The following is a 22,980-nucleotide window of genomic DNA, read 5'->3' as shown; positions in this document are numbered from 1 at the left end:
CAGGGAAGGGGCAACGGTCTCACCCTCAAGGGGCGCGGGGCCGTATCGATGTGCGGCTCCGCCGCGTGGGCGCGACGAGCCACAAACAACCCGCACCCTCCCCACAACAGGCGGAAGCACCTACGGTCACCCCATGCAGCTCTCCAGACGAAGCCTGCTCGCCACCACCGCCATCGTCGCGTCCTCCTCAGCCCCGGCGGAAGCCGCAAGCACCCGCCGCCTCCACACCGGCTTCGAGAACCTCGCCGCCCACGGCTACACCCTCCTGGCCGACGCCCGCGTAGGAATCGTCACCAACCCCACCGGCATCACCCGCGACGCCCACCACATCGTCGACGTCATGCACGCCGACGACCGGGTGAACGTCGTGGCCGTCTTCGGCCCCGAGCACGGCTTCCGCGGCACCGCCCAGGCCGGCGGCTCGGAGGGCCGCTACGACGACCCGGCCACCGGCCTGCCCGTCTACGACACGTACCAGAAGAGCGGACAACCCCTCGCCGACATCTTCACCGCGGCCGGCGTCGACACCGTCGTCTTCGACATCCAGGACGTGGGCGCACGCTTCTACACGTACATCTGGACCCTCTACGACTGCATGGAGGCGGCCCAGCTCGCAGGGAAACGGTTCGTCGTCCTCGACCGCCCGAACCCGGTGACGGGACGGGCGGCACTGGGCCCCGTACTGCACAAGGAGTTCGCCTCGTTCGTCGGCAGGCAGCCGATCTCCCAGGCGCACGGCATGACGGTCGCGGAGCTCGCCCGACTCTTCAACGCGCGGTTCCTGACCGAACCGGTCCCGCTGGAGACCGTGACGATGACCGGCTGGAGGCGTTCCGACTGGTACGACGCCTCCGGCCTGCCCTGGGTCCCGCCGAGCCCCAACATGCCGACGCCCGAGACGGCCCTGGTCTACTCCGGCACGTGCCTCTTCGAGGGAACGAACCTGTCCGAGGGCAGGGGCACCACCCGCCCCTTCGAACTGCTCGGCGCGGAGGGCGTCGACGCGCGCTGGGCGGCCGCGGCGAACGAGGCCGGACTGACAGGCGTCCGCTTCCGGGAGGCCTACTTCGCCCCCACCTTCTCCAAGTTCCAGGGCCAGACCGTCGGCGGCGTGCAGATCCATGTGCACGACCGGGACACGTTCGACCCCGTACGCACCGGGATCGCGCTCCTGGTGACCGCCAAGCGGGTCTGGAGCGGCTTCGCCTGGCGGCCCGACCACTGGATCGACAAGCTCACCGGCTCCTCCTGGGTGCGCACCGCGATCGACGCGGGCGCGGGCGTGGACGAGGTGGTCGCGGGCTGGCGGCGGGAGCTGACGGCGTTCCGGCGGTTGCGCCAGGAGTGTCTCTTGTACGGATGAGCCGTGACGTATGGCCAATTCCACCCGTTGGCAGGACGATGCGCCCACATCGCGCACGGCAACGGGGGACGGAAGGGGCCTGTCATGGCGGATCCGGCGATGAGTGTGACTCCCTACTGGGAACTGACCTTCGACGCGGACGGGGACGTGCAGGGCCGGCAGCGCGACCGGCTGCTGGCGGAGGTGCCGACGAGCGGTGTGCGGGACCTGGTCGTCTTCTCGCACGGCTGGAACAACGACCGCTCGATCGCGACCCGGCTGTACGACCGCTTCTTCGCTCCGTTCCCGGAGCTGGCCCCGAACGCCGAGATCGGTTACGTGGGCGTCGTATGGCCGTCGATGCGGTTCTCGGACGAGCCGATCCCGGACTTCCCGCGCGTCACGGAAGCCGGCGTCGCACCACGCGTCGGGCTCGACAAGGAGACGCGGCACGCACTCCTCGAGACCTTCCCGGGCCGGGCGACGGTCGTGGAGCAGATCGCGCGGATGCTGGAGCAGCAGCCGAGCGAGGACGGCGCGCTGGAGGAGTTCGGACGGCTGGTCCGGCTGCTGGTCGACGTCGTGCCGCCTGGGCCACAGGCCCTGTTCACCGCGGACACGCTGGCCGAAGGGGTGCCGCAGGACGAGCCCGAGATGTTCGCCGGGGGCACGGCGGCGGCCTGCGAGGAGTTCGCGGCCGCCCTGGCGCTCGCCCAGGCCCCGCCCGGCGCCGAGGGGTTCGCGCTGCCCAACCCGTGGGACGGCGCGCACGAGTTGCTGCGGCAGGGGACGTACTACGCGATGAAGCGGCGCGCGGGGACGGTCGGTGAGCGGGGGCTCGGCCGGGTGGTCGGGCAGCTCGCCGAGGCCGCGCCGGACGTGCGGGTGCATCTGGTGGGGCACAGTTTCGGCGGGCGGCTGGTGTCGTTCGCGCTGCGCGGGCTGCCCGAGGGGGTGCGCACGGTGAAGTCCGTGACGCTGCTTCAAGGGGCCTTCTCCCACTACGCGTTCGCGGCGCGGCTGCCGCACGACACGCGCGCGGGCGGTGTCCTGCAGGGCCAGCACAACCGGGTCGACGGCCCTGTGGTGTGCTGCTACTCCTCGCACGACTCGGCGCTCGGCACGCTGTACCCGCTGGCCTCGCGGGTGGCGGGTGACGCGCAGGGCCTGGTCGGGAGCTTCGGTGTGGGGAACCTGCTGGGCGCCAAGTGGGGGGCGATGGGGTTCGACGGTGTGCAGGCGGTGCCGGGCACCAAGGCGATGAAGCTCGCCGACGCGCTGCGCGGGCCGCTGCCCACGTCCGGCTGTGTGAACGTCGACGCGGCCGCCGTGGTCCGGCGCGGCGGGCCGCCGGCCGGGGCGCACAGCGACATCGTGCACAAGGAGCTGGCGCAGTTGGTGCTGGTGGCGGGCCGCGTCGGCTGACGCGGGCCCGCCGCCGTCCCGGTGCCTACCGGTGGGAGGTGAACTCGACGACCTGCTGGAAGGTCGGCCGGTTCTGCCAGCTGATCTTGCCGTGCTTGATGCCGCCCAGGGTGCGCTGGACGATCGAGTCGGCGCACCACTGGTCGCCCGCCGAGCACTGGTCGTCACCGGGGTAGACCTGGGCCGCGGTCTTGCCCGCCGCCTCCTTCAGGGTGCTGATCAGGATGTCCCGGCAGGCGCTGAGGGTGCCGCCGCCGCAGTACTTGCGGCCCAGCGGTCCCTGCACCGACTCGCCGAGCACCGACCGGATGTCCTTGTCGACGTAGCTCCACCAGCCGTACTGGAAGGAGCTTCCGGCGTGTGAGCCGGTCGGGCCGTGGCCCGCGGACGGGGCCTCGTCGACGGGCAGGTTGTTGGTGAAGGCGGTGTACAGGTCGGTGCCGAGGCCCGGTTCGAACTCGGACTTGACCAGCAGTGGCCACCAGGCGTCCAGGATGCGGATCGCGTCGGCGTCGGCGTACTTCTTCGAGCCGGCCGTGGTCTCCGTGCGCTTGCCGCCCGCCGACAGCCACGTCTGGAGCTTGCTGACGGCGGCCGCGGCGGTGGAGTCGGTGACCGTGGAGCTGCCCACGACCTTCAGCAGGTCGGGGAGCACGTCCTCGGCCCGCAGGTCGACGGTGGCCGCGTCCGCCATCGCCTTCGTCAGCGACGCGCGGGTCACCCCGCCGGCCGCGACCAGCTTCTTCACCCGGTCCTCGAGCAGGTTGCCGCGGTGCACCGAGCCGTCGCCCCAGGACGCGGTCGTGTAGTCCTTGGCCTGCTTGTTGTTCCAGGAGATGTAGTAGTCCTGGTCGATGGAGTTGGGGTGGGCCGACGCGGGTGTGTAGTCGGCGGTGTTGGTCGTCGGGTTCCAGCCCCGCCACTCGTACGCCGGCTGCGCCCACACCGGGAACTCCGCGTCGACGCCGTTCGCGCGCACCGGGTTGTCGCCGCTGTTGTAGTACGCGGTGTGCTGGGAGTCGGCGTAGAACCAGTTGAAGGTGTAGTTGATGTGCTGCACCGCGCTCTGGAAGGTCTGCGGGCTCTTGACGTAGTCGGGGTCGTTGAGCATCTGGAAGCCGATGATGGAGTCGGCCTCGTGCAGGTAGGAGGAGCGCAGGGTGGTGTAGGCGACCTTCTTGCCGCCGACGGTCGCCCGGTACGCGACGGGTCCGTACTTCGTGCGCCACACGCGCATGGTGTACGAGCCCGCCGCCGTGCCGTCGGCCGTGGTCGGCTTCCAGGCGTTCTGCCGCTCGACCTTGTCCATGGCGGTGCAGGTGCCGCGGTACACGTAGTGGTAGTCGTCCTGGCACAGTTCGACGGCGTAGGTGTCGATGATGTCCTGGCCGGAGGTCGTGGCGCTCCAGGAGTAGTCCTGGCCGCGGCCGAGTTCGACGTACATGCTCAGGCCGGCGAAGGAGGCGCCGCGGGCGCTGATGCCGGGGCCCTGGATCTCCTGGAGCAGGAGCAGCTGGGGGGCGAAGTAGCCGGTCTGCGGGCCGAAGACGGCGACCGGGTGGCCACTGGCCGTGGACTTGCCGCTGACCACGAGGGCGTTGGACATGCCGCGCTTGGCGGAGGTGAGGGCGGTCTTGGCCGCCGAGCTGGAGGCGGTGGTGGCGGTGCTGGTGGCCGCGCTGCCCGTACGGTCGTAGACCAGCGGCTCCTCGACGACCGAGCCGGGGTCGGGCAGGGCCTCGCCCTGCGGGTTGTCGGGCCTGGTGGCGTAGGGGAAGCTCTCGCCGTTGTGGACCGTGAGGACGGCCTCGGCATCGTTGCGCTCGCGGAAGGACTCCCAGACCTTGGTGCCCTCGGTGACGCCGTACTTCTCCTGGGCGGCGAGCAGTGAGATCGCGTTGTTGACCTCGCCGCCGCCTCCGGAGCCGAAGAGCGCGCCGATCACGGAGCCGAGCGCGACCAGGTCGGTGATCTTGAAGTGGTCGATGGTGCCGGCGTTGGTGATGGAGTCCTTGTGCCCGGTCAGGACGTACTCGCCGGGGAAGTAGCGTCCACTGTCGGAGGCGTCGATGTACGAGTTGATGCCGTCGAGGTAGGCCTTGGCGTCGTCGAGGGCCTGCTGGCCGCGCGCGCCGTTGGTGGCGATCGCGTTGTCGATCTGGGCCTGGAGATCGGCCTCGGTGTACGGGGCGTTGCGCCAGAACTGCTGTTCCAGGCCCTGGTTGGAGGGCGCGCCGCCGGCGAAGGCGGTCAGCTGGCCGCGTCCGACGTGGCGGAAGACGTCCATCAGCCACAGGCGGTCCTGGGCGGCCGCATAGCCGGCGCCGAACTCGGTGCCGTAGCGAGTGGTACCGGTGATGTGCGGCACGCCCGTCTTCTTGTCACGGACGATCGTCACGTCGCTGCGGTTCGCCGGCTTGAGGGTGGAGGCGACCTGGTCGGCGGGCACTCCGAACGACGCGTCGTTGAAGAAGGTGTTGATGGTGGCGTTGGTCAGTGTGCTGTAGCCCTTGGCCAGGTTGGCGTAGGGGCCGAGCTGGTCGTCGGCGTGCTCGGGCTGGGTGCCGAAGGCCTGGTTGAGGAGGACCTGGGCAAGCGTGGCATTGCCGTTCTGACCGGGAGGGAGGATGTCGGAACACTGGCCGCCGCAGTAGTCGTTGGCGGCGGCCGTGGGCTCGGCCGCCACCGCTGCCTGCGTGAGCGGAGACAAAAGCCCGGCTATCAGGACGCATACGGAAGCGTTCTTCAGGAACCCGGGGAATCGACTGGGAGTTCTCAGTCTGTCGAGAGCGTTGCGTGGGGTTCGCCGCGGCATGGCAGCTCCTTGCGATGGGGGTGAGCCGGAGGTTACCGCCGGTATCCCCGAGATTGAAGATGAGCAAGCGTCACTTTTTGCAAAGTCGACGCGGGTCGTCAGGAGTCGACATGGACGTCACGGCGGACACACGGGCAACAGAGGGCGAGGCGCGCGCAAGCCCGGACGGCTTATGGGGGGCCATCCGAAATCGGATGGAGCCGAATCGCGTGTCGACACGTCTATTCGGCGACGTCCGTACGGAGACGCCGAAGTGACCGAAGTACAGGCAGGTGTGACGGAGGTGCAGGGCGATGGCCGGTTTCCGGAGTCTGGCGAGACAGGTGCGCGACCCGCGGTGTGATCTGGCACTGCGGCGTTACTCACTGCGCAAGTGCCTGGAGCGGTTCGCTCCTTACGGGCACCGGGCGACCTGGGACCACTTGTGCTCCCGGGCGGGGTTCGGGCCGGAGGACCGGTCCCCCGATCCAGCGCGGCTCGTGGCCGCACTGGACGAACTGGAGGAGGCGCGGGCGGTCTGGCTCGCCTACGAGGTCGAGTTCGCCGAGCGCCGCAAGAAGGAGAAGCACGACGGGTTGCGCCGGCCGGGCAGTGTGGACGACTGGCACCGGCTGACCTGGGGCGGCTTCGGAGTCGCGTGGTGCGACGACCCGCGGGTACACCCCCGTGACCCGCTGGCCGAGGTACTGCGTCGGCTCATCGCCGCGCTGGAGCGCGAACCGGGCGCGAGCTGCCCGGTGTGCGACGGAGCGCGTCTGGTCTGGAGGTACGACCTGGACCACGAACCGTCGTCGGGTCCCGTCTGCGCGGAGTGCGGGATCCTGGTACCACGCCCGGTGCTGACACCGGAGTCCCTGGCGTACGCCAGGCGGGGGCGCGTGCTGGTGTCGGCCTAGGTCAAGGGGGGTGCGCCGGGGATGCCGCACCCCCTGATGTCACGGCGCGGGGCCGCGTCGGCCGAAGCGCGTGAGGCTACCAGGCGCTAATTCGTTCGATCCATGCCTTTTGCGCGCGGAGAGTTCTGGGTGATGAAACCCATGTGAGGCACCTGGAGGACTCCCCATGTCGACGCTACGCGTGACCGCCGAAGTGCTGACCGTCCACGAGCACCCGAACGCCGACGCGCTCGAACTGGCCCAGGTGGGCCTGTATCGGGCCGTCGTCGCCAAGGGCGCGTACCGCACCGGTGAGGCCGCCGTGTACATCCCCGAGCAGGCGGTGCTTCCGACCGAGCTGATCGAGGAGCTGGGGCTGACCGGGCGGCTGGCGGGCGGCAACGCGGACCGCGTCAAGGCGGTGCGGCTGCGCGGGGAGCTGTCGCAGGGCATCGTGTGCCGGCCGAAGGCGCTCGCGGAGTTCGACCTGGCCCGGGCGGCCCAGGAGGGGACGGACTTCGCCGCGCTGCTCGGCATCACCAAGTGGGTCCCGCCCGTGCCGCCCATGATGGACGGCGACGTCGAGTCCGCGCCCGAACTGCTGCCCTGGGTCGACATCGAGAACATCCAGCGGTTTCCGGACATCTTCACCGCGGGCGAGGCTGTGGTCCTGACGGAGAAGCTGCACGGGTCGGCATGCCTGCTGACGTATGTCGCCGACTCGGGTCGGGTGCACGTCTCGTCCAAGGGCTTCGGGGCGAAGTCGCTGGCCCTGAAGGAGGATCCGCGCAATCTCTACTGGCGGGCGGTACGGGGTCACGGCGCCGCCGAGGCCGCGGCGCGGCTCGCCGAGCGGCTGGGGGCGCGACGGGTCGGGATCTTCGGGGAGGTGTACGGGGCCGGGGTTCAGGACCTGACGTACGGCGCGGACGGGCGACGCGACACGCTCGGGTACGCCGTGTTCGACGTGTCCGCGGAGATCGACGGGCAGGTGCGCTGGCTCGACACCGCGGAACTGCTGGGCGGGGAACTGCCGTTGGTGCCGCGGCTGTTCGAGGGGCCTTACGACATCGACCGTGTCCTGGAGATCGCCGCCGGCCGCGAGACGGTGTCCGGGCGGGAACTCCATCTGCGGGAGGGCGTGGTGATCCGCCCTCGCGATGAGCGGTACAGCGCGGTGACCGGGGGGCGGGCGATCGCGAAGGCGGTGAGTCCGGCGTATCTGACGCGGAAGGGCGGGACGGAGTACGAGTGAGGCCGGGGGCGGCCGGGAGGCCCTAAGCGGGCCTGCGGCCGCCCTTCTCCACCAACAGGCGGGAGCCCGACTGGTCTTCGCCGAAGCGGTCGTCGGGGTTGGAGAGGACGCAGGAGTGGAGGGAGAGGCAGCCGCAGCCGATGCAGTCGGTGAGGTGGTCGCGCAGGCGGTTGAGTTGGTTGATGCGTTCCTCGAGTTCGGCGCGCCAGACCTCGGAGAGGCGGGCCCAGTCCTCGCGGGTGGGGGTGCGTTCCTCGGGGAGTTCGGCGAGGGCCTCGCGGATCGTGGCCAGCGGAATGCCGACGCGCTGGGCGGCGCGGACGAAAGCGACCCGGCGCAGGGTGTCACGGGTGTAGCGGCGCTGGTTGCCCGAGGTGCGGCGACTGCTGATCAAGCCCTTGGACTCGTAGAAGTGCAGGGCCGAGACGGCGGCGCCGCTGCGCGCGGAGAGCTGGCCGACGGTGAGCTCGTGGATCTTCTCTGGAATCTGGGGCACTCCCCGAACCCTACCCAGCCGCTACCGCCGCGCGCCGTCCCATTCCCGGCCCCCATGCGTTGACAGGGGGCGCCCGATCCGACCATGCTAAGCAGTCGCTTAGCATGCATGGAGAACCGAGTTCGTCACGCGAGAGGCCCAGACATGGCAGAGCCGAGGATCTTCACGTCCGCCGACGACCTGAAGGCGGCGGTGGGCGAGCAGCTGGGGTACACCGACTGGCTGGAGGTCGACCAGAAGCGCGTCGACCTGTTCGCCGAGGCCACCGGCGACCACCAGTGGATCCACGTGGATCCGGAGAAGGCGGCGGTCGGACCGTTCGGCACCACCATCGCGCACGGGTACCTGACGCTGTCGCTGCTGCCGCTCTTCGGACCCCAGCTGATCTCCGTCGAGGGCGTGAAGATGGGCGTCAACTACGGCACCAACAAGGTGCGCTTCCCCGCCCCGGTGCCCGTCGGCTCCCGGCTGCGCGCCACCGCCACGATCACCGGCGTCGAGGACGTACCCGGCGGCATCCAGGTGAGCGTCGCGTTCACGGTCGAGCGCGAGGGCGGCGACAAGCCCGTGTGCGTCGCGGAGTCCGTGTCCCGGTACTACCTCTGACCAGCGCGGCGACTACTTCACGCCCACCATCCGCAGCACGAGGTCGGCGTACAGATCGCCGACCTCCTCGGGCGTGCGCGGGCCGTTGACGTTGAACCAGCGGGCCACGTCGATGCACAGGGAGAGCACGGCGAGCGTGGTGCCGTGGACGTCCAGGACGTCGAACTCGCCCGTCCGCACGCCCTCCTCGACGATCCCGCGCACCTCCGCGTTGACCTGCCGGCGCAGCGCGAGGATCTCCGCGCGGGCGTCCGGGCCGAGCGACTCCAGCTCGTACTGCACGACCCGCGCGGTGGTGCGCCCGCCGGCGTGCCAGCGCACGAAGGAGCTCACCGCGTCGGCGAGGCGCTCGGTGGGGGTGCCCTCACGCCGCGACGCCGTCTGAAGGATCTCCAGCGCCTTCTCGTGGCCGATCCTGCTGATGCGGTGGAGCAGCTCTTCCTTGGTCTTGTAGTGGATGTAGAGCGCGGCCGGGCTCATGCCCGCGCGGCCCGCGATGTCACGGGTCGTGGTGGCGTGGTAGCCGCGCTCGGCGAAGGCCTCCACCGCGGCAACGAGCAGCCGCCGGGCCGCGTCGGGCGTCACCTCGCCCCACGGCTGCACTTCGCCGCCGGCCGTGTCCTCCGCCGTACTCATCGCTCGTTCGCCCCTCTCGGTGACAGGAGCTCCACCATACCGCCGAAGGTGAGCGGTCGCTTAGCGTCCCCGCTCAGCGGGCTCCTGCCGGTCCCGGATCACTTTGGCCAGCGTGAAGGCGGACGTCACCAGGTACAGGACGGCGATGGCGAGGAAGGCCCGCACCCAGGCATCGGCCTTGAGCTGGTAGATCCCGATGGCGGTGGCCGCCATGGCGACGGCGAAGGAGGCGACGGCCTGGCCGTAGAAGGCGGCCGTGTTCTGCTGCTTGACCGGTGTGTCACTCATGGGGACAGCTTCGGCGGACGTGGCCGGAACCACATCCGCCGAGATACTCAGCGCCGGGACAGCGACGTACTCAGAAGGCCGAGACGCCCGTCAGCGCCCGTCCGATCACCAGCTTCTGGATCTGGCTGGTGCCTTCGTAGAGGGTCATCACGCGGGCGTCGCGCAGCAGCTTGCCTGCCGGGTACTCGTCGATGTAGCCGTAGCCGCCGAAGACCTGGAGGGCGTTGTTGGCGGCGCGTACGGCGGCCTCGGAGGCGAAGAGCTTGGCCTTGGAGGACTCGGTGGCGAAGGGCAGGCCGCGGTCGATCAGGTCGGCGACGCGCCACGTCAGCAGGCGGGCCGCGTCCACGTCCACGGCGATGTCGCTGATCAGCTCCTGGACGAGCTGGTGGTGGGCGATGGTCCGGCCGAACTGTTCGCGTTCGGTCGCGTGGCGGACGGCCGCGTCCAGCGCCGCCTGCGCTATGCCGACGCAGCCCGCCGCCACCGACATCCGCCCCTTGGCCAGGGCCGACATGGCGACGGAGAAGCCCTTGCCCTCCTCCCCGAGCAGCGCGGAGGCGGGGACGCGGACGTCCTGAAGGACCAGTTCGGCGGTGGCCTGGCCGCGCAGGCCGAGCTTGCCGTGGATGGTGCGCCGGGTCAGGCCGGGGGTGTCGGTGGGGACCAGGAAGGCGGAGACGCCCTTGTGGCCGGGCGCGTCCGTGGAGCGGGCGAACAGCAGCACGACGTCGGCCCAGGTGCCGTTGGTGATGAACATCTTCGTGCCGTTGATGACGTAGCCTCCCCCACTCTCGGCTCCGCTCGAGCGGGAGGTACCCCCATCCTCACGGACCGCGCGGGTGGTGAGGTTGCCGGCGTCGGAGCCGGTGCCGGGCTCGGTCAGGCCGAAGCAGCCGACGTACGCGCCGGAGGTGAGGCCGGGCAGCCAGTGGTGCTTCTGCTCCTCGCTCCCCCAGGCGGCGATGGTCTTGGCGACGAGACCGAGCGAGACGGACACGATGCCGCGCACGGAGGAGTCCCCCCGGCCGAGCTCCTCCGTCACCAGGCAGTACGCGAGGTGGTCGCCGCCCGAGCCGCCGTACTCCTCGTCGATCGTCAGGCCGAGGAAGCCGACCTCGCCGAGCTTCTTCACGATCCCCCGGTCGACCTCCTCGGCACGGTCCCAGGCGACGACGTGGGGGGCGATCTCGCGAGCCACGAAGTCCCTGGCGAGTCGCTGTACGGCGGTCTGCTCCTCGCTGAGCTCCAGATTCATGCCGAGTCACCCCACAGATAGCGGACCTTGAAGGCCGAACATTTAAATTAGCACTGCTAGTTTCATGGACGCAGCCCTACTATGTGCGCCATGGCCCGACCGCGCAAGCCCCTCCTCAGCACCGACCGGATCGTCGAGACGGCACGCGCGCTCGTGGACACGGAGGGGCTGGCGGCCGTCTCCACGCGCCGGCTCGCCGCGGAGCTGGGGGTGAGCGGGCCCTCGCTGTACAACCACTTCCGGACGAAGGACGAGATCCTCGAGGCGGTGGCCGACTCGGTGAGCGCGCAGGTCGACCTGTCGATGTTCGAGGACGGCGGCCGGGACTGGCGGACCGCGCTGCACGACTGGGCCGTCTCCTACCGCGCCGCCCTCCGCGACCACCCCAACATCGTCCCGGTCCTCGCCCGCGGCCCCGGCCGCCGCCCGGCCGCACTACGGCTCGCCGACGCGGTCTACGGGGCGATGGTCCACGCCGGCTGGCCCCCCGCCCAGGCGACCTCCATCGGCGCGCTGATGCGGTACTTCATCATGGGCTCAGCTCTGGGCTCCTTCGCCGGCGGCTTCGTCGACGACCAGAGCGCCTACGACCCCGCCGACTATCCCCACCTCGGCCAGGCCCACCTCCTCGCCGAGCAACAGGAGAAGATCGACGAGCGAGCCTTCGAAACGGGGCTGACAGCACTGCTGGACGGGCTGGCGCAGCAGTACGAACAGGCCCGGCGGTCCGCGTAGGACGGTTCGGCGCCGACCGAAGTGTTCGTACCCCATGCTGGGACGCATGACCAGCAAGGATCCCCAGGCGCCGCAGCTGGCCCGGCTCGCCGGGCTGATCGCCGACGAGACGCGGGCCGCGTGCCTGCTGGCGCTGCTCGACGGGCGGGCGTGGACCGCCGGTGAGCTGGCGCGGCACGCGGGCGTGGCCGCGTCGACGCTGAGCGAGCACCTGGGCAAGCTGGTCGCGGGCGGCCTCCTGACGGAGGAGCGCCAGGGGCGGCACCGGTACGTACGGCTGGCCGACGCGCGGGTCGCTCAGCTGGTGGAGGACCTGGCGGCCCAGGTCGGGCCCGACACGGGCCGACGGCCGCGCGGCCTGCGGGAGTCGAGCGCGGGCTCGGCGATGGCCCGCGGCCGCACCTGCTACGACCATCTCGCCGGGCGTCTCGGCATCGCGGTCACCGACGCGCTGACCGCACGCGGACTGCTCCTCCAGGACACCGGGTTCGCGTTGACGGACGCGGGAGTCGGCTGGTTCGACTCCGCGGGCATCGCCCTCGACCGTACGACCCGTCGCCCGCTGGCCCGCGCCTGCCTCGACTGGACCGAGCGCCGCCCCCATCTCGCGGGCGTGGCCGGCGCGGCCCTGTGCCGGCACGCCCTCGACACGGGGTGGTGCGTGCGCATCGGCTCCGAGCGGGCGGTGAAGGTGACGGCGGCGGGCGAACGGGCCCTGTCCGAGCTGCTGGGCATCGAGGGGGCCGCGCTGGGCTGAGCCTGTCTGCCTGTTGCCTGTCTGCCTGTTGCCTGTCTGCCCATGGCTTCCCCGTCCGAAATCCGCGAGCCTGCGGACCCCCTTCCTCCCTAGCCTCAGGAGCATGATGAACTCCGCCCCGTCCCGTCCCCGTCGTACGGAACTGCTCGCCGCCGGCGCGGCCAGCGTCTCCGTCGTGCTGTGGGCCTCCGCGTTCGTGTCCATCCGCAGCGCGGGGTCCGCGTACTCGCCGGGCGCGCTGGCGCTCGGACGGCTGCTGGCGGGGGCGCTGGCACTGGGGGTCATGTGTGCTGTGCGGCGGGAGGGGTGGCCCGCGCGGTCGGCGTGGCGGGGGATCGGGATATCGGGGGTGCTGTGGTTCGGGTTCTACATGGTCGTCCTGAACTGGGGCGAGCAGGAGGTGGACGCGGGAACGGCGGCCCTGGTCGTCAACATCGGCCCCCTCCTCATCGCCCTGCTCGGCGCACGCCTCCTCGGTGACGTGATGCCGCCCCGGCTGCTGGCCGGGATGGCGGTGTCGTTCGCCGGCGCGGTGACGGTGGGGCTGTCGATGTCGGGCGACGGCGGTTCGTCGGTGCTCGGGGTGGTGCTGTGCCTGCTGGCGGCGGTCGCGTACGCGGGCGGGGTCGTGGCGCAGAAGCCGGCGCTGGCGCGGGCGAGCGCGTTGCAGGTGACGACGTTCGGGTGTCTCGTCGGGGCGGTGGTGTGCCTGCCGTTCGCCGGGCAGTTGGTGAGCGAAGCGGCGAAGGCGCCCGTGTCGGCCACGCTCAACATGGTCTACCTGGGGGTCTTCCCGACCGCGCTCGCCTTCACCACCTGGGCGTACGCCCTGGCCCGCACGACCGCCAGCCGCATGGGCGCGACCACGTACGCGGTCCCCGCGCTGGTCGTGCTGATGTCGTGGCTGGCCCTGGGCGAGGTGCCGGGGGTGCTCACACTCGCGGGCGGGACGCTGTGCCTGGCCGGGGTGGCGGTGTCGCGGTCGCGGGCGCGGGCACGGCGGGCTCCGGAGACTCCGGCTGCGGCCGTGGAGCCAAAGCCCGAGCAGCCGGAGCTGTCAGCGTGACCGAGCCTTGTCCGCAAGAACCTTGATGGAGACGAGCGCGATCACCGAGAGGCCGACGATGTACGCGGACACCGGCATCGACGTGCCCGTCGTCTCCAGGAGCAGCACCATCACGAACGGCGCCAGTCCGCCGCCGCCCACCACGGCGATCTGGTAGCCGAGGGAGGCGCCCGTGTAGCGCATCTCGGGCGTGAACAGCTCGGCGAACAGGGCGGCCTGGGGGCCGTACATGATGCTGAGGAAGCAACTGGCGACGCATGTGCCGACCGCCAGCCACAGCAGTGAGCCGGTGTCGATCAGCAGGAACAGCGGTACGGCCCACAGCGCGATGCCGGCCGCGCCGAACGCGTAGATCCGGATGCGGCCGACGCGGTCGGAGAGGGCCGCGGAGGCCGGGATCAGCACCAGTTGGGTGAGGCTGACGCAGAGCGAGACGGTGAGGACGGCACCGCGGTTCATGCCGAGTTCGCGGGTGGTGTAGTCGAGGACGCCGGTGATGAGGATGTAGAAGGTCGCGGTGTTCACGGCGAAGGAGCCACCGGCGAGGAGGACCGTGCCGAGGTGGTCGCGCAGGACCGTGCGCAGCGGCGAGCCCTGTTCCGCCTTCTCCTTCTCGGCCAACGCCCGCTCCGCCTCCCGGAAGGCGGGTGTCTCCTCGACGCGGGTGTGGATGTACCAGGCGAGCGCGAGGACGAACAGGCCGACGAGGAAGGGGAGCCGCCAGCCCCAGGCGGCGAAGGCGGTGTCGGTGGTGAAGGCGCCGGCCAGCAGGAAGACACTGTTGGCGGTCACCACGCCGATGGGGACGCCGAGTTGGACGACGCTGCCGTAGACACCGCGCTTGCCCTCCGGGGCGTACTCGGTGGCGAGCAGCATCGCACCGCCCCACTGGGCGCCGACCGCGAGTCCCTGGACGACGCGCAGGGTGACGAGCAGGACGGGGGCGGCGACGCCGATCGTGTCGTACGTCGGCAGCACGCCGATGCCGGGCGTGGCCACGCCCATCAGGGTGAGCGCGAGGACGAGCATCGGCTTGCGGCCCCTCTTGTCGCCGAGGTGTCCGGCGACGATGCCGCCGAGCGGGCGGGCGAGGAGGCCGACGGCGAAGGTGGCGAAGGAGGCGAGGACTCCGGCGGTGGAGCTGCCCGCCGGGAAGTACAGGTCCCCGAGGACGAGAGCGGCGGCGATGCCGAAGACGAAGTAGTCGTGGGGACGTTCCCGGGAACATACTGACCGGACGGTATGGAGTCAACGGTCGTGCGCGAAGGTTGCCCGGAGCACCCGGGGGGCGCTCCGGACAACTCGGACTCAGAACATCACGAGCGCCCTGCCGCCCTTGCCCGCCAGCATGTTTGAGAACGCGGCCGGGATCCCCTCCAGCGCGATGCGTTCCGTCACCAGCGCGCCCAGGTCCAGGCGCCCCGCCCGTACGTGCTCGGCGAGCACCGGCAGGTCCCGTGCCGGGTCGGAGTTGCCGTAGACGCAGCCCGAGAGGGTCCTGCCCCAGTGGAAGATCTCCAGGGCGTTGAAGGTGACCTGCTGGTCCTTGCCGCCGATGCCGACGACCGTCGTACGGCCGCCGCGGCGGGTGGAGTCCCAGGCCGCGCGGATGGTGCTCGCGCGGCCCACGCACTCGACGGCCACATCGACACCCTGCTTGTCCGTGAGCCCCCGGATCTCGCGGGCCGTGGTGTCCGAGGCCACCACGTAGTCGGTGGCTCCGGCGGCGCGCGCCAACTCCTCCTTCTCCGGGGAGACATCGACCGCGACGATCTTCGCGGCCCCCGCGATACGGGCCGCCTGGAGCGCGGCGAGCCCCACTCCGCCGACGCCGTACACCGCCACCGTCTCCCCGGCCTCGACCCGCGCCGAGTGGTGGACGGCGCCGTAACCGGTGAGGACCGCACAGCCGAGCAGTGCCGCGTCCGTGAGCGGGACGCCCTCGGGGAGGGGCAGGACGCAGCTCGCCGACACGACCGTCTCCTCGGCGAACGCGGCGACGTTCAGGCCGGGGTGCAGGTCGGTGCCGTCGACGGTACGGGCGTACACGTCGGCGGCGCCGTTCAGCGCGTTGGCGCACAGCCAGACCTCGCCGAGCGAGCAGGCGTGGCAACCGCCGCAGGAAGGGGCCCAGTTGAGGACGACTCCGTCGCCGGGCGTGAGGCCGACGACCCCTTCGCCGACGGCGACCACCGTGCCCGCGCCCTCGTGGCCGAGGACGGCGGGGACCGGTACCCGCATGGTGCCGTCGGACAGGGACAGATCGGAGTGGCAGACCCCGGCGGCGGCGAGCCGGACGCGGACCTGGCCGGGTCCGGGGTCGGGCAGCTCGATGTCGGTGATCTCCAGCGGGGAGCCGATGGCGGGGAGTACGGCGGCACGGACGGCCATGACGGGCAACGCTCCTGACATCGGAGGGACTAGAACTGGAGGGACTAGAACTGGAGGGACTTGGTCTGGAGGTATTCGGCGAGACCGTGCGCGCCCAGTTCGCGGCCGACGCCCGACTGCTTGTAACCGCCGAACGGGGCCAGCGGGTTGAACCGGCCGCCGTTGATGTCGACCTGGCCGGTGTCCATACGGCGGGCGAAGGCCACCGCCTCGGCTTCCTCCCCGGCCCAGACGGCGCCGGCGAGCCCGTACAGCGTGCCGTTGGCGATGCGCAGGGCGTCCTCCTCGTCCTCGTAGCGGAGGATCGACAGGACCGGGCCGAAGATCTCCTCCTGCGCGATGGTCATGTCGGGGGTGACGTCGGCGAAGACCGTGGGGCTGACGAAGTAGCCCCGCTCGCGCGGGGATTCGGTGCCTCCGGCGACCAGACGGGCGCCCTCGGCGAGGCCCTTGTCGATGTAACTCAGCACCCGGGCCCGCTGCTTGGCGTTGACCACCGGGCCGATGCGCTCGCCGTACTTGGCGGCCGCGGCGGCGGCGATCCCGACCGCCTCCTCGTACTGCGAGGTGTGCACCAGCATCCGCGTCCAGGCGCTGCACGTCTGACCGGAGTTGGACATGACGTTGGCGACGCCGACGTTGACCGCCTTGGCGAGGTCGGCGCCGGGCAGGATGACGTTGGCGGACTTGCCGCCCAGTTCCAGGGCGACCTTCTTGACGGCCGCGCCCGCCGTCGCGCCGATCTGGCGGCCGACGGCCGTGGAGCCGGTGAAGGAGACCAGGTCGACGTCGGGGTGTTCGGCGAGGGCCTGTCCGGCGATCGGGCCGAGGCCGGTGACCAGGTTGAACACACCCGCCGGGAGGCCCGCCTCGTGCACCGCCTCGGCGAAGAGCTGGGCGACGAGCGGGGTGTCCTCGGCCGGCTTCACCACGATCGTGCAGCCCGCGGCGAGCGCCGGGGCGACCTTCGCGACGATCTGGTGGAGCGGGTAGTTCCAGGGCGTGATCGCGCCGACCACGCCGATCGGCTCGTGCAGGACGGTCGAGTTGCCGACCTTCTCCTCGAACTCGTACGTCGCCGCCAGCTCGGCGTACGACCCGGCGACCGCGATCGGCACGGCCGCGTGCACCGCCTGCGCGAAGGGCAGCGGGGAGCCGAGTTCGGCGGCGACGGTCTCGGCGATCTCGTCCTTGCGGACCACGAGGACGTCCCGCAGGGCGGTCAGGCGCGCGGCCCGCTCGGCGGGCGGGGTCGCGGCCCAGGCCGGGAGGGCGGCACGGGCGGCCCGTACGGCGGTGTCGACGTCCAGGGCGGTGCCGGCCGGGACCCGGCCGATCACCTGCTCGTCGACCGGGTTCACGACCTCGATGACGTCCGGACCGGCGGCGGGGCGCCAGGCGCCGTCGATGTACATGCCGTCGTGTGCCTTCATCGCGTTCCTTCCGGCGGGGCTACGTCGTACGGCACAACAAACTAGCGGCGATAGTTTTCTGGCGCCAGACACTTCCGGCCAGGGTCACCCCGGCGTGGTACGCCTCACTCCCCCAGGTCCGGCAGGTGGGACGGGGCCGGGCAGACGCGCTCGCCGTGCTGGTCGAAGACGAAGAGGTGGGCGAGGTCGACGAGGAGGGGGACCTGCATGCCCTGGCGGAGCTGGATGTCGGGGCTGGTGCGGACGACCAGGTCGCCGGGCAGGCGCGCCTCGACGAAGGCGGCGGACTCGGCGGGCCCGCGGTCGCCGTCGCCGGCCACGTCCAGGACCGCTGTCGGGACCGCCCCCCGCAGCGCGACCGCCCGTTCCCGGAGGCGGTGAAGAACCGTTCCGTCGCTGCGCGTCCGCCCGCGCCGGGCCGCCCGGACCCCGGGCCGCGCGGCCTCCAACTCGGGTACGACGGCGGGCCGGGAGCCGGTGTTGAAGTGCACGATGACCTCGTGCCCCTGGTACTCCAGGTGCTCCACCAGGCCGGTGAGCACCACCTCGCCGGGTCGCGCGGCGGCGGGCTTGGCGATGCGGACGGCCTCCGAGCGCAGGCCGACGATGACCTCACGGCCCTGCTGGACGCGCAGCAACTGGTGGTCCAGTGAGAGGGGTTCGGGCAGACGCAGGGCCTGCTTGCCGAGGCTGATCGTCATCGTTCCGTCGAGCGGGGCCCGGACCACACCGCGGATCAGGTTGATGCGCGGGGTGCCGATGAAGGCTGCGACGAAGACGTTGCGCGGCAGGGCGTAGACGGCGCGCGGCGTGTCGACCTGCTGGAGGACGCCGCCGCGCAGTACGGCGACCCGGTCGCCGAGGGACATGGCCTCGGCCTGGTCGTGGGTGACGTACACCGTGGTGACGCCCAGGTCGCGGGTGAGGCGGGAGATCTCGGCGCGCAGGTGGCTGCGGAGCTTGGCGTCGAGGTTGGACAGCGGCTCGTCCATCAGGAAGGCGGAGGGGTGGCGGGCGATGGCCCGGCCCATGGCCACGCGTTGGCGTTCGCCGCCGGAAAGCTGGGCGGGGAAACGGTCGAGGAGGTCCTCGATGCCCAGCATGCGGGCGGTGGTGTCGATGCGCGGGCCGGGGTCCTCGCCGGGGGCCTCGATGCGCAGGGGAAAGCCGATGTTGTCGCGGCTGGTCATGTTCGGATAGAGGGCGAAGTTCTGGAAGACCATCGCGATGTCCCGGCCGGACGGCGGCAGATGGTTGGCGTACTCGCCGTCGAGCAGCAGCTCGCCCTCGTCGATCTCCTCGAGGCCGGCGATCATCCGGAGCACGGTGGACTTCCCGCAGCCGGAGGGGCCGAGGAGGACGAGGAACTCCCCCGGGTTGATGTCCACCGACAGCCGGTCCACCACGCGGACTCCTCGCGTGTAGGACTTGCTCACGTCGTGCAGAGAGATGGCGCGTGTCATGGCAGGTGCCCCCGGGGGCTCACTCGGCGCTGGTGCTCCGCGGTTCGGAAGTCCCGTGCGGGTCGTACGGGGCTCGTGGGTCACGGAAATTAACGGACAGTGTGCGGGCGAGGGAAGAGACCGGGCGGGAATAGGGCGCTCCGGTCCACCTGGTGAGAAAAGGGGGCGGTCGGATTCAGTGGGCGCGGGAGTGTTTGTCCGGTTCGTGGATCTCTTTGAGGTGGGCGAAGACGACGAGGTTGCCGGAGTAGCCGGTTCTGCGGTTGTAGTCACCGCCGCAGGTGATGAGCCGTAGTTCGGGGCGGCCGCGGGGGCCGTACACCTCCTTGTTGGGGAAGTTCGCCTTCTCGTACTTCCTGACGGCGTCCACGGTGTAGACGGCGGTCCGCCCGTCGGCCCGCCGCACCTCCACGAGGACGCCCCGCTTCACCTCGGTGAGCCCCGCGAAGACGGCGGGCCCGGTGTCCGTGTCCAAGTGCCCGACCGCCACAGCGGTCCCCTTCTCCCCCGGAGTCGGCCCGTCCGCGTTCCACCCCACGAAGTTCGCCTTGCCATCGGGCGGCGCGGGAAGCCGCCGCTGCCGGTCGAGCCGGAGGTCCATGATCGGGGCCTTCAGACTCAGGTAGCGGATGAGGAGCACGGTCGCGCGCGAGCGCGGCAGAGGGCGGGGCCGGGGCTTGGCGGGTGGACGGCGGGGGATGGCGGGGGGCGCGGGGTGGGGGTTTTGGGCGGCGGGAGCGGCGGGGGTGGTGGGCTGGGCGCCGGGGGGCGTGGGGTTGGGGTTGGCGGCGGGGGCCGCAGGGCGGGGGTGCTGGGCGCCAGGCACCGCGGGGTTGGGACGCTGGGCGCCCGGGCGCGCGGGATTGGGACGCTGTGCGGCAGCGGCCGCAGGGCCGGGGCGCTGGGCGCCAGGCACCGCGGGGTTGGGACGCTGGGCGCCCGGGCGCGCGGGATTGGGACGCTGTGCGGCAGCGGCCGCAGGGCCGGGGCGCTGGGCGCCAGGCACCGCAGGGTTGGGACGCTGGGCGCCCGCGGCCGCAGGGCCAGAGGCGGGCCGCTGAGGTTGCTGCTTGGCGCCGCCCGCGCCGGGGTGTTCGGGTCGAGCCTCGCCGGGTTCGGCACCGGCTCCGGGCTGCCGCGGGGGCACGCCGTTGGGGGCCGGACGAGCGCCGGGGGGTTGTGGCCGTGCGGCGTCGGCAACCGGACGGGCGCCGGGCCGCTGCGACTTCGCCCCGACGACACCGGTTCCGGACGGCTGTGGCCGCGCCGCACCAGGCCGGGCACCGGGGCCGGGCCGGTGCGCGTCAGCCCTGCCCGCACCGGCGCCGGGCGGCTGCGGCTGAGCCGTGCCCGCAGCGGCGCGGGTCTCGGGCCGGGCGGGGCGTGCGGTGTCCGCGTCGGGGAGGGCACCTGGCCGGCCCGGCCGCACGCTCCCCGACTGCTGGGGGCGCGCTCCGCCCACGTCGGCGCACACCGGCGACCCGTCAGGCCGTGCCCGGTCGGCGACGTCACCACGGGCGCCTGGTCGGCCCTGCTGGACACTTCCCGGCCACCCGGTGCCACCCCGGCCAGCCCGGGTGCCAGGCGGCTCACGTCCGGCGTCGTCCCCGGCAGTGCCGGGACCCGGCGCCACGCCCCCGTTGCCGGCCCGCGCCCCGGACGACTCACGCCCGGCCGCACCAGCGCCACCCGCACCCGCACCCGCACCCGCACCCGCACCCGCACCCGCCGCAAGTTCCCCCTGCCGCGCTTCGCCGACACCGGCACCAGGCCCACCGGGCCGGGCTCGGCCCGCGGAGGCACCAGGCCCACCGGAACGTACGCCGGCCGCAGCCGAAGGGGCGCCCGGTCCAGCGGAACGTACGCCGCCCGCGGCGGCTGAGCCTCCCGGACCACCCGGCTCCCCACCTCCCGCGTCGACCCGCTCACCCGGGCAGCGGGGCCCGGCCCTCCTGGTCCGCGCCCCCGCACCGGCCGCCTCCGCACGCGCCCCAGCCGCACCCCGCTCCGCCACCTTCCCCCGTGCGTCCACGCGGGCCCCGGAGGAGCCCGGTGGGGCGGCCGTGGCCGGGGTCGGGGGTTCCTCGTCCTGGGCGCACCAGACGCCGCCCGCCACCAGGGAGGCGGCCAGTACGGCCGTTCTCGTGAGGCGGTAGGCGCGCGTCCGGTACCAGGGCCTGCGGGCTCGCCTACGCGGCGCCATGGGGACGGCGCCGGAGCCGGAACCAGACCGCTCCGCCGACCGCGGTCAGCCCCACCGCGGCCGCACCGGCGACCGGGGTGAAGGCGTCGGCGCGGGCCAGTCCGCCGCCGCCCGCGGGCGGGCCGCCGTTGGGCACGCCGATCGAGTCCGGGCACTCGGACTGGAACACCTTCTGCCTGGGGGCACCCGTGCCGCCGACGACCGTCCACTCGAGCGTGTACTGCCCCGCGGGCAGCATCATGTTCTCGGTCACCCCTTCGCCGTTGGCCAGCGTGATGACGCCCGTGAGCGTGGCTCCCGTGCCCGTCTGCGCGGACTGCGGCTCGATGGTCCAGTTGACGCCCTGGGCGACGTCGAAGTTGAACGCGTCGAGGTAGAACCTGCAGACCTTGGGCTGGTTGGCCCGGGCCTCCACGGCGGTGCCCGCCATATGGATCTTGATGTCTCCGTTGTCCCCCGGGGCGGCCACCGCGGCCGGGGCTCCGAGGAGCAGGGCTCCGCCGACGGTGAGTGCCGCGAGTGCGGCGGCTCTGCGCGGACGGGACGAGGTCGGCATACGAGACCCTCCAAATCAGGTGATTTTCATACAAATCAGACTGCACCTGATTCGATGTCACACTTCGTCCGGAGAGTGTGGGAGGAGCGCCCCACGCTCCGTCAGATATCGCTCTTCCGGCGCAACCGCGACGACGGCCCGGGTCGCCCGGCCCGGCGCCCTCCCGCCGCCTCCACCGCGCCGTCCGCGGTCTTCTCCGGTGACCGCAGCGCGATCCCCGACGACAGCAGCAACAGCGCCCCGAGCATCACGAACGGAGCGGCCGCCCCCGCGACTCCCGCGATCAGCCCCGCCGCGGCCGGTGCGGCGACCTGCCCGAGCCGGTTGCCGGTCAGTCGCAGGGCGAGAGCCGTGGAACGGGCCCCGTCGGGGGCGGCCTGGACGACCGTCGTCATGGACAGCGGCTGACCGACGCCGAGGCAGAAGCCGAGCGCGGCCAGCATCAGCCCGAGCGCCCACACCGGCACCGGCACCGCGATGCCCGCGCACAGCAGCGCCGCCAGCAGACACGTCACGGTCAGCAGCCACGCCCGCCCGAGCAGCCGCAGCAGGGGCGTGAGCACCAGGCGGCAGGCGATGGTGGCCGCCGCCCGCAGGCTGAGCAGGACGCCGATCACGGACGGCGCGATGCCACGGTGTTCGCCGACCACCGGCAGGTAGGCGGTGAGGATGTCGGTCGCGGACAGCACGGCGAGGCTGATGAAGATGCCCGCGGGCACACCCCGGGCCCGCAGGATGCGCCGCACCGGCACCGGCTCGCCGCGCTCCGCAGGGGACTTGGACGTCGTACGGCTCTCTATGCGCCACAACGACGTGAACGCGACCGCCGCCCCCGCGCCCGCGACGACGAGGGCCAGCGCGCTGGTGCCCGCCATGTCGGGGCCGCCGATCAGGGCGCCGGCCGCGATCGGGCCGACCAACTGGCCGAGGGAGGCGCCGATGGTGAAGTGACCGAAGTTGCGGTCCTGTTCGTGCGGGGCGGACTGGCGGGCGACGAGCGACTGGGCGCCGATCACGAAGCACAGGTGCCCGAGGCCCATCACACCGCTCCACAGGGCCATCGCCCACAGGGAGCCCGCGAGGCCACTGAGCGCGCAGCCGCCGGATATCAGCACGACGCCGAGCGGCAGCAGGGGCGCGCAGCGGCCGTGGTCGGTACGGCGCCCCAGGGGGACGGCCGCGAAGAGTGGCAGCAGCGCGTACACGCCCGCGATGACACCGATCGCCCGCTCGTCCGCGCCCAGCGCGAGGGCCCGGTAGGACACGGCGGGCCGGGCCATCGACACCGCCCCCTGCGCGAAGCCGAAGGCGATGACGAGGCGAAGCAGCCAGCCGCGGTTCCCACCGGGCCCCATGGCGAAGACCTCCTGTGAAGGCTCG

General features: G+C 72.1%; 21 protein-coding genes. 9 read left to right on the top strand and 12 right to left on the bottom strand.

Translation table 11 applies throughout. From position 1 onward, the window contains the following. Nucleotides 1–133 precede the first annotated feature (133 nt). The gene (locus ACGFNV_RS25445; protein ID WP_393625302.1) at nucleotides 134–1,363 is read left to right on the top strand and encodes an exo-beta-N-acetylmuramidase NamZ domain-containing protein; all 1,230 of its coding nucleotides are present in this window, start codon (nucleotides 134–136) and stop codon (nucleotides 1,361–1,363) included. An 84-nt stretch (nucleotides 1,364–1,447) separates the two neighbouring features. After that, nucleotides 1,448–2,767 (top strand): serine-threonine protein kinase, encoded by a 1,320-nt coding sequence (locus ACGFNV_RS25440; RefSeq protein ID WP_393625301.1) that lies wholly within the window; start codon nucleotides 1,448–1,450, stop codon nucleotides 2,765–2,767. A gap of 25 nt (nucleotides 2,768–2,792) precedes the next feature. Here the strand turns inward: ACGFNV_RS25440 and ACGFNV_RS25435 are convergent, their stop codons facing one another. After that, the gene (locus ACGFNV_RS25435) at nucleotides 2,793–5,582 is read right to left on the bottom strand and encodes a penicillin acylase family protein (protein ID WP_393625300.1); all 2,790 of its coding nucleotides are present in this window, start codon (nucleotides 5,580–5,582) and stop codon (nucleotides 2,793–2,795) included. A 293-nt stretch (nucleotides 5,583–5,875) separates the two neighbouring features. Between ACGFNV_RS25435 and ACGFNV_RS25430 the strand changes: the two genes are divergently transcribed. Together ACGFNV_RS25430 and ACGFNV_RS25425 are read left to right on the top strand one after the other, a co-directional pair. Continuing rightward, nucleotides 5,876–6,478, top strand: coding sequence for a hypothetical protein (locus ACGFNV_RS25430; protein ID WP_393625299.1), 603 nt, complete (start codon nucleotides 5,876–5,878; stop codon nucleotides 6,476–6,478). 166 nt (nucleotides 6,479–6,644) lie between these two features. Then, nucleotides 6,645–7,712, top strand: a complete 1,068-nt coding sequence (locus ACGFNV_RS25425; RefSeq protein WP_393625298.1) for an RNA ligase (ATP) — start codon at nucleotides 6,645–6,647, stop codon at nucleotides 7,710–7,712. Nucleotides 7,713–7,734: 22 nt separating this feature from the next. On the opposite strand, the gene soxR is transcribed toward ACGFNV_RS25425, so the two are convergent. Further along, a complete protein-coding gene (gene soxR / locus ACGFNV_RS25420; protein WP_393625297.1) occupies nucleotides 7,735–8,208 on the bottom strand; it encodes a redox-sensitive transcriptional activator SoxR in 474 nt (157 codons plus the stop codon). 144 nt (nucleotides 8,209–8,352) lie between these two features. Here soxR and ACGFNV_RS25415 point away from each other — a divergent pair, with 144 nt between their 5' ends. Then, nucleotides 8,353–8,814 carry a MaoC family dehydratase gene (locus tag ACGFNV_RS25415; protein WP_393625296.1) on the top strand — a complete coding sequence of 154 codons (462 nt, stop codon included), beginning with the start codon at nucleotides 8,353–8,355 and terminating at the stop codon, nucleotides 8,812–8,814. 12 nt (nucleotides 8,815–8,826) lie between these two features. Here ACGFNV_RS25415 and ACGFNV_RS25410 read toward each other — a convergent pair whose 3' ends face one another. The 3 genes from ACGFNV_RS25410 to ACGFNV_RS25400 form a co-directional block, all read right to left on the bottom strand. Then, on the bottom strand, nucleotides 8,827–9,450 hold the full coding sequence (locus ACGFNV_RS25410) for a TetR/AcrR family transcriptional regulator (protein WP_393625295.1): 624 nt from the start codon (nucleotides 9,448–9,450) through the stop codon (nucleotides 8,827–8,829). A 60-nt stretch (nucleotides 9,451–9,510) separates the two neighbouring features. Further along, nucleotides 9,511–9,738 (bottom strand): YiaA/YiaB family inner membrane protein, encoded by a 228-nt coding sequence (locus ACGFNV_RS25405; RefSeq protein WP_393625294.1) that lies wholly within the window; start codon nucleotides 9,736–9,738, stop codon nucleotides 9,511–9,513. A 70-nt stretch (nucleotides 9,739–9,808) separates the two neighbouring features. Then, a complete protein-coding gene (locus ACGFNV_RS25400) occupies nucleotides 9,809–10,996 on the bottom strand; it encodes an acyl-CoA dehydrogenase family protein (protein ID WP_393625293.1) in 1,188 nt (395 codons plus the stop codon). A gap of 90 nt (nucleotides 10,997–11,086) precedes the next feature. Between ACGFNV_RS25400 and ACGFNV_RS25395 the strand changes: the two genes are divergently transcribed. The 3 genes from ACGFNV_RS25395 (at nucleotide 11,087) to ACGFNV_RS25385 (ending at nucleotide 13,554) form a co-directional block, all read left to right on the top strand. Then, complete coding sequence (locus ACGFNV_RS25395) at nucleotides 11,087–11,731, top strand: TetR/AcrR family transcriptional regulator (protein WP_393625292.1); 645 nt, start codon at nucleotides 11,087–11,089, stop codon at nucleotides 11,729–11,731. Nucleotides 11,732–11,777: 46 nt separating this feature from the next. Continuing rightward, the gene (locus ACGFNV_RS25390; protein ID WP_393625291.1) at nucleotides 11,778–12,488 is read left to right on the top strand and encodes an ArsR/SmtB family transcription factor; all 711 of its coding nucleotides are present in this window, start codon (nucleotides 11,778–11,780) and stop codon (nucleotides 12,486–12,488) included. Between the two features lie 106 nt (nucleotides 12,489–12,594). Continuing rightward, on the top strand, nucleotides 12,595–13,554 hold the full coding sequence (locus tag ACGFNV_RS25385; RefSeq protein WP_393625657.1) for a DMT family transporter: 960 nt from the start codon (nucleotides 12,595–12,597) through the stop codon (nucleotides 13,552–13,554). On the opposite strand, the gene ACGFNV_RS25380 is transcribed toward ACGFNV_RS25385, so the two are convergent. The 5 genes from ACGFNV_RS25380 to ACGFNV_RS25360 all read right to left on the bottom strand — a co-directional run bounded on the left by ACGFNV_RS25380 (nucleotide 13,546) and on the right by ACGFNV_RS25360 (nucleotide 19,667). After that, on the bottom strand, nucleotides 13,546–14,742 hold the full coding sequence (locus ACGFNV_RS25380; RefSeq protein WP_393625655.1) for an MFS transporter: 1,197 nt from the start codon (nucleotides 14,740–14,742) through the stop codon (nucleotides 13,546–13,548). The two genes, ACGFNV_RS25385 and ACGFNV_RS25380, sit on opposite strands and share 9 nt — an antisense overlap. A 120-nt stretch (nucleotides 14,743–14,862) precedes the next feature. Then, nucleotides 14,863–15,945, bottom strand: a complete 1,083-nt coding sequence (locus ACGFNV_RS25375; RefSeq protein WP_393625290.1) for a zinc-binding dehydrogenase — start codon at nucleotides 15,943–15,945, stop codon at nucleotides 14,863–14,865. 44 nt (nucleotides 15,946–15,989) lie between these two features. Next, complete coding sequence (locus ACGFNV_RS25370) at nucleotides 15,990–17,378, bottom strand: aldehyde dehydrogenase family protein (RefSeq protein ID WP_393625289.1); 1,389 nt, start codon at nucleotides 17,376–17,378, stop codon at nucleotides 15,990–15,992. A gap of 104 nt (nucleotides 17,379–17,482) precedes the next feature. Further along, nucleotides 17,483–18,841 carry an ABC transporter ATP-binding protein gene (locus ACGFNV_RS25365; protein ID WP_393625288.1) on the bottom strand — a complete coding sequence of 453 codons (1,359 nt, stop codon included), beginning with the start codon at nucleotides 18,839–18,841 and terminating at the stop codon, nucleotides 17,483–17,485. 175 nt (nucleotides 18,842–19,016) lie between these two features. Beyond that, entirely contained in the window at nucleotides 19,017–19,667 is a 651-nt protein-coding gene (locus ACGFNV_RS25360) for a class F sortase (RefSeq protein WP_393625287.1), read from the bottom strand. A 237-nt stretch (nucleotides 19,668–19,904) separates the two neighbouring features. On the opposite strand from ACGFNV_RS25360, the gene ACGFNV_RS25355 reads away from it, so the two are divergent. Continuing rightward, nucleotides 19,905–20,723 carry a hypothetical protein gene (locus ACGFNV_RS25355; RefSeq protein WP_393625286.1) on the top strand — a complete coding sequence of 273 codons (819 nt, stop codon included), beginning with the start codon at nucleotides 19,905–19,907 and terminating at the stop codon, nucleotides 20,721–20,723. 307 nt (nucleotides 20,724–21,030) lie between these two features. Here the strand turns inward: ACGFNV_RS25355 and ACGFNV_RS25350 are convergent, their stop codons facing one another. Beyond that, nucleotides 21,031–21,600: a hypothetical protein gene (locus ACGFNV_RS25350; RefSeq protein WP_393625285.1), complete on the bottom strand. Its 570-nt coding sequence runs from the start codon at nucleotides 21,598–21,600 to the stop codon at nucleotides 21,031–21,033. Between the two features lie 101 nt (nucleotides 21,601–21,701). Beyond that, on the bottom strand, nucleotides 21,702–22,955 hold the full coding sequence (locus ACGFNV_RS25345; protein WP_393625284.1) for an MFS transporter: 1,254 nt from the start codon (nucleotides 22,953–22,955) through the stop codon (nucleotides 21,702–21,704). Between the last annotated feature and the right edge of the window lie 25 nt (nucleotides 22,956–22,980).

Source organism: Streptomyces sp. NPDC048751, assembly GCF_043198595.1.
Lineage (GTDB): Bacteria > Actinomycetota > Actinomycetes > Streptomycetales > Streptomycetaceae > Streptomyces.
Note: the sequence above shows the minus strand (reverse complement) of the source record. Positions and strands in the feature narration are given on the sequence as shown.

Excerpts from the sequence above, each read along its gene's own strand:
- ACGFNV_RS25445 (WP_393625302.1), top strand. The coding sequence starts at position 134 with ATGCAGCTCTCCAGACGAAGCCTGCTCGCCACCACCGCCATCGTCGCG.
- ACGFNV_RS25440 (WP_393625301.1), top strand. The coding sequence starts at position 1,448 with ATGGCGGATCCGGCGATGAGTGTGACTCCCTACTGGGAACTGACCTTC.
- ACGFNV_RS25435 (WP_393625300.1), bottom strand. The coding sequence starts at position 5,582 with ATGCCGCGGCGAACCCCACGCAACGCTCTCGACAGACTGAGAACTCCC.
- ACGFNV_RS25430 (WP_393625299.1), top strand. The coding sequence starts at position 5,876 with ATGGCCGGTTTCCGGAGTCTGGCGAGACAGGTGCGCGACCCGCGGTGT.
- ACGFNV_RS25425 (WP_393625298.1), top strand. The coding sequence starts at position 6,645 with ATGTCGACGCTACGCGTGACCGCCGAAGTGCTGACCGTCCACGAGCAC.
- ACGFNV_RS25415 (WP_393625296.1), top strand. The coding sequence starts at position 8,353 with ATGGCAGAGCCGAGGATCTTCACGTCCGCCGACGACCTGAAGGCGGCG.
- ACGFNV_RS25410 (WP_393625295.1), bottom strand. The coding sequence starts at position 9,450 with ATGAGTACGGCGGAGGACACGGCCGGCGGCGAAGTGCAGCCGTGGGGC.
- ACGFNV_RS25405 (WP_393625294.1), bottom strand. The coding sequence starts at position 9,738 with ATGAGTGACACACCGGTCAAGCAGCAGAACACGGCCGCCTTCTACGGC.
- ACGFNV_RS25400 (WP_393625293.1), bottom strand. The coding sequence starts at position 10,996 with ATGAATCTGGAGCTCAGCGAGGAGCAGACCGCCGTACAGCGACTCGCC.
- ACGFNV_RS25395 (WP_393625292.1), top strand. The coding sequence starts at position 11,087 with ATGGCCCGACCGCGCAAGCCCCTCCTCAGCACCGACCGGATCGTCGAG.
- ACGFNV_RS25390 (WP_393625291.1), top strand. The coding sequence starts at position 11,778 with ATGACCAGCAAGGATCCCCAGGCGCCGCAGCTGGCCCGGCTCGCCGGG.
- ACGFNV_RS25385 (WP_393625657.1), top strand. The coding sequence starts at position 12,595 with ATGAACTCCGCCCCGTCCCGTCCCCGTCGTACGGAACTGCTCGCCGCC.
- ACGFNV_RS25375 (WP_393625290.1), bottom strand. The coding sequence starts at position 15,945 with ATGGCCGTCCGTGCCGCCGTACTCCCCGCCATCGGCTCCCCGCTGGAG.
- ACGFNV_RS25370 (WP_393625289.1), bottom strand. The coding sequence starts at position 17,378 with ATGAAGGCACACGACGGCATGTACATCGACGGCGCCTGGCGCCCCGCC.
- ACGFNV_RS25365 (WP_393625288.1), bottom strand. The coding sequence starts at position 18,841 with ATGACACGCGCCATCTCTCTGCACGACGTGAGCAAGTCCTACACGCGA.
- ACGFNV_RS25350 (WP_393625285.1), bottom strand. The coding sequence starts at position 21,600 with ATGCCGACCTCGTCCCGTCCGCGCAGAGCCGCCGCACTCGCGGCACTC.
- ACGFNV_RS25345 (WP_393625284.1), bottom strand. The coding sequence starts at position 22,955 with ATGGGGCCCGGTGGGAACCGCGGCTGGCTGCTTCGCCTCGTCATCGCC.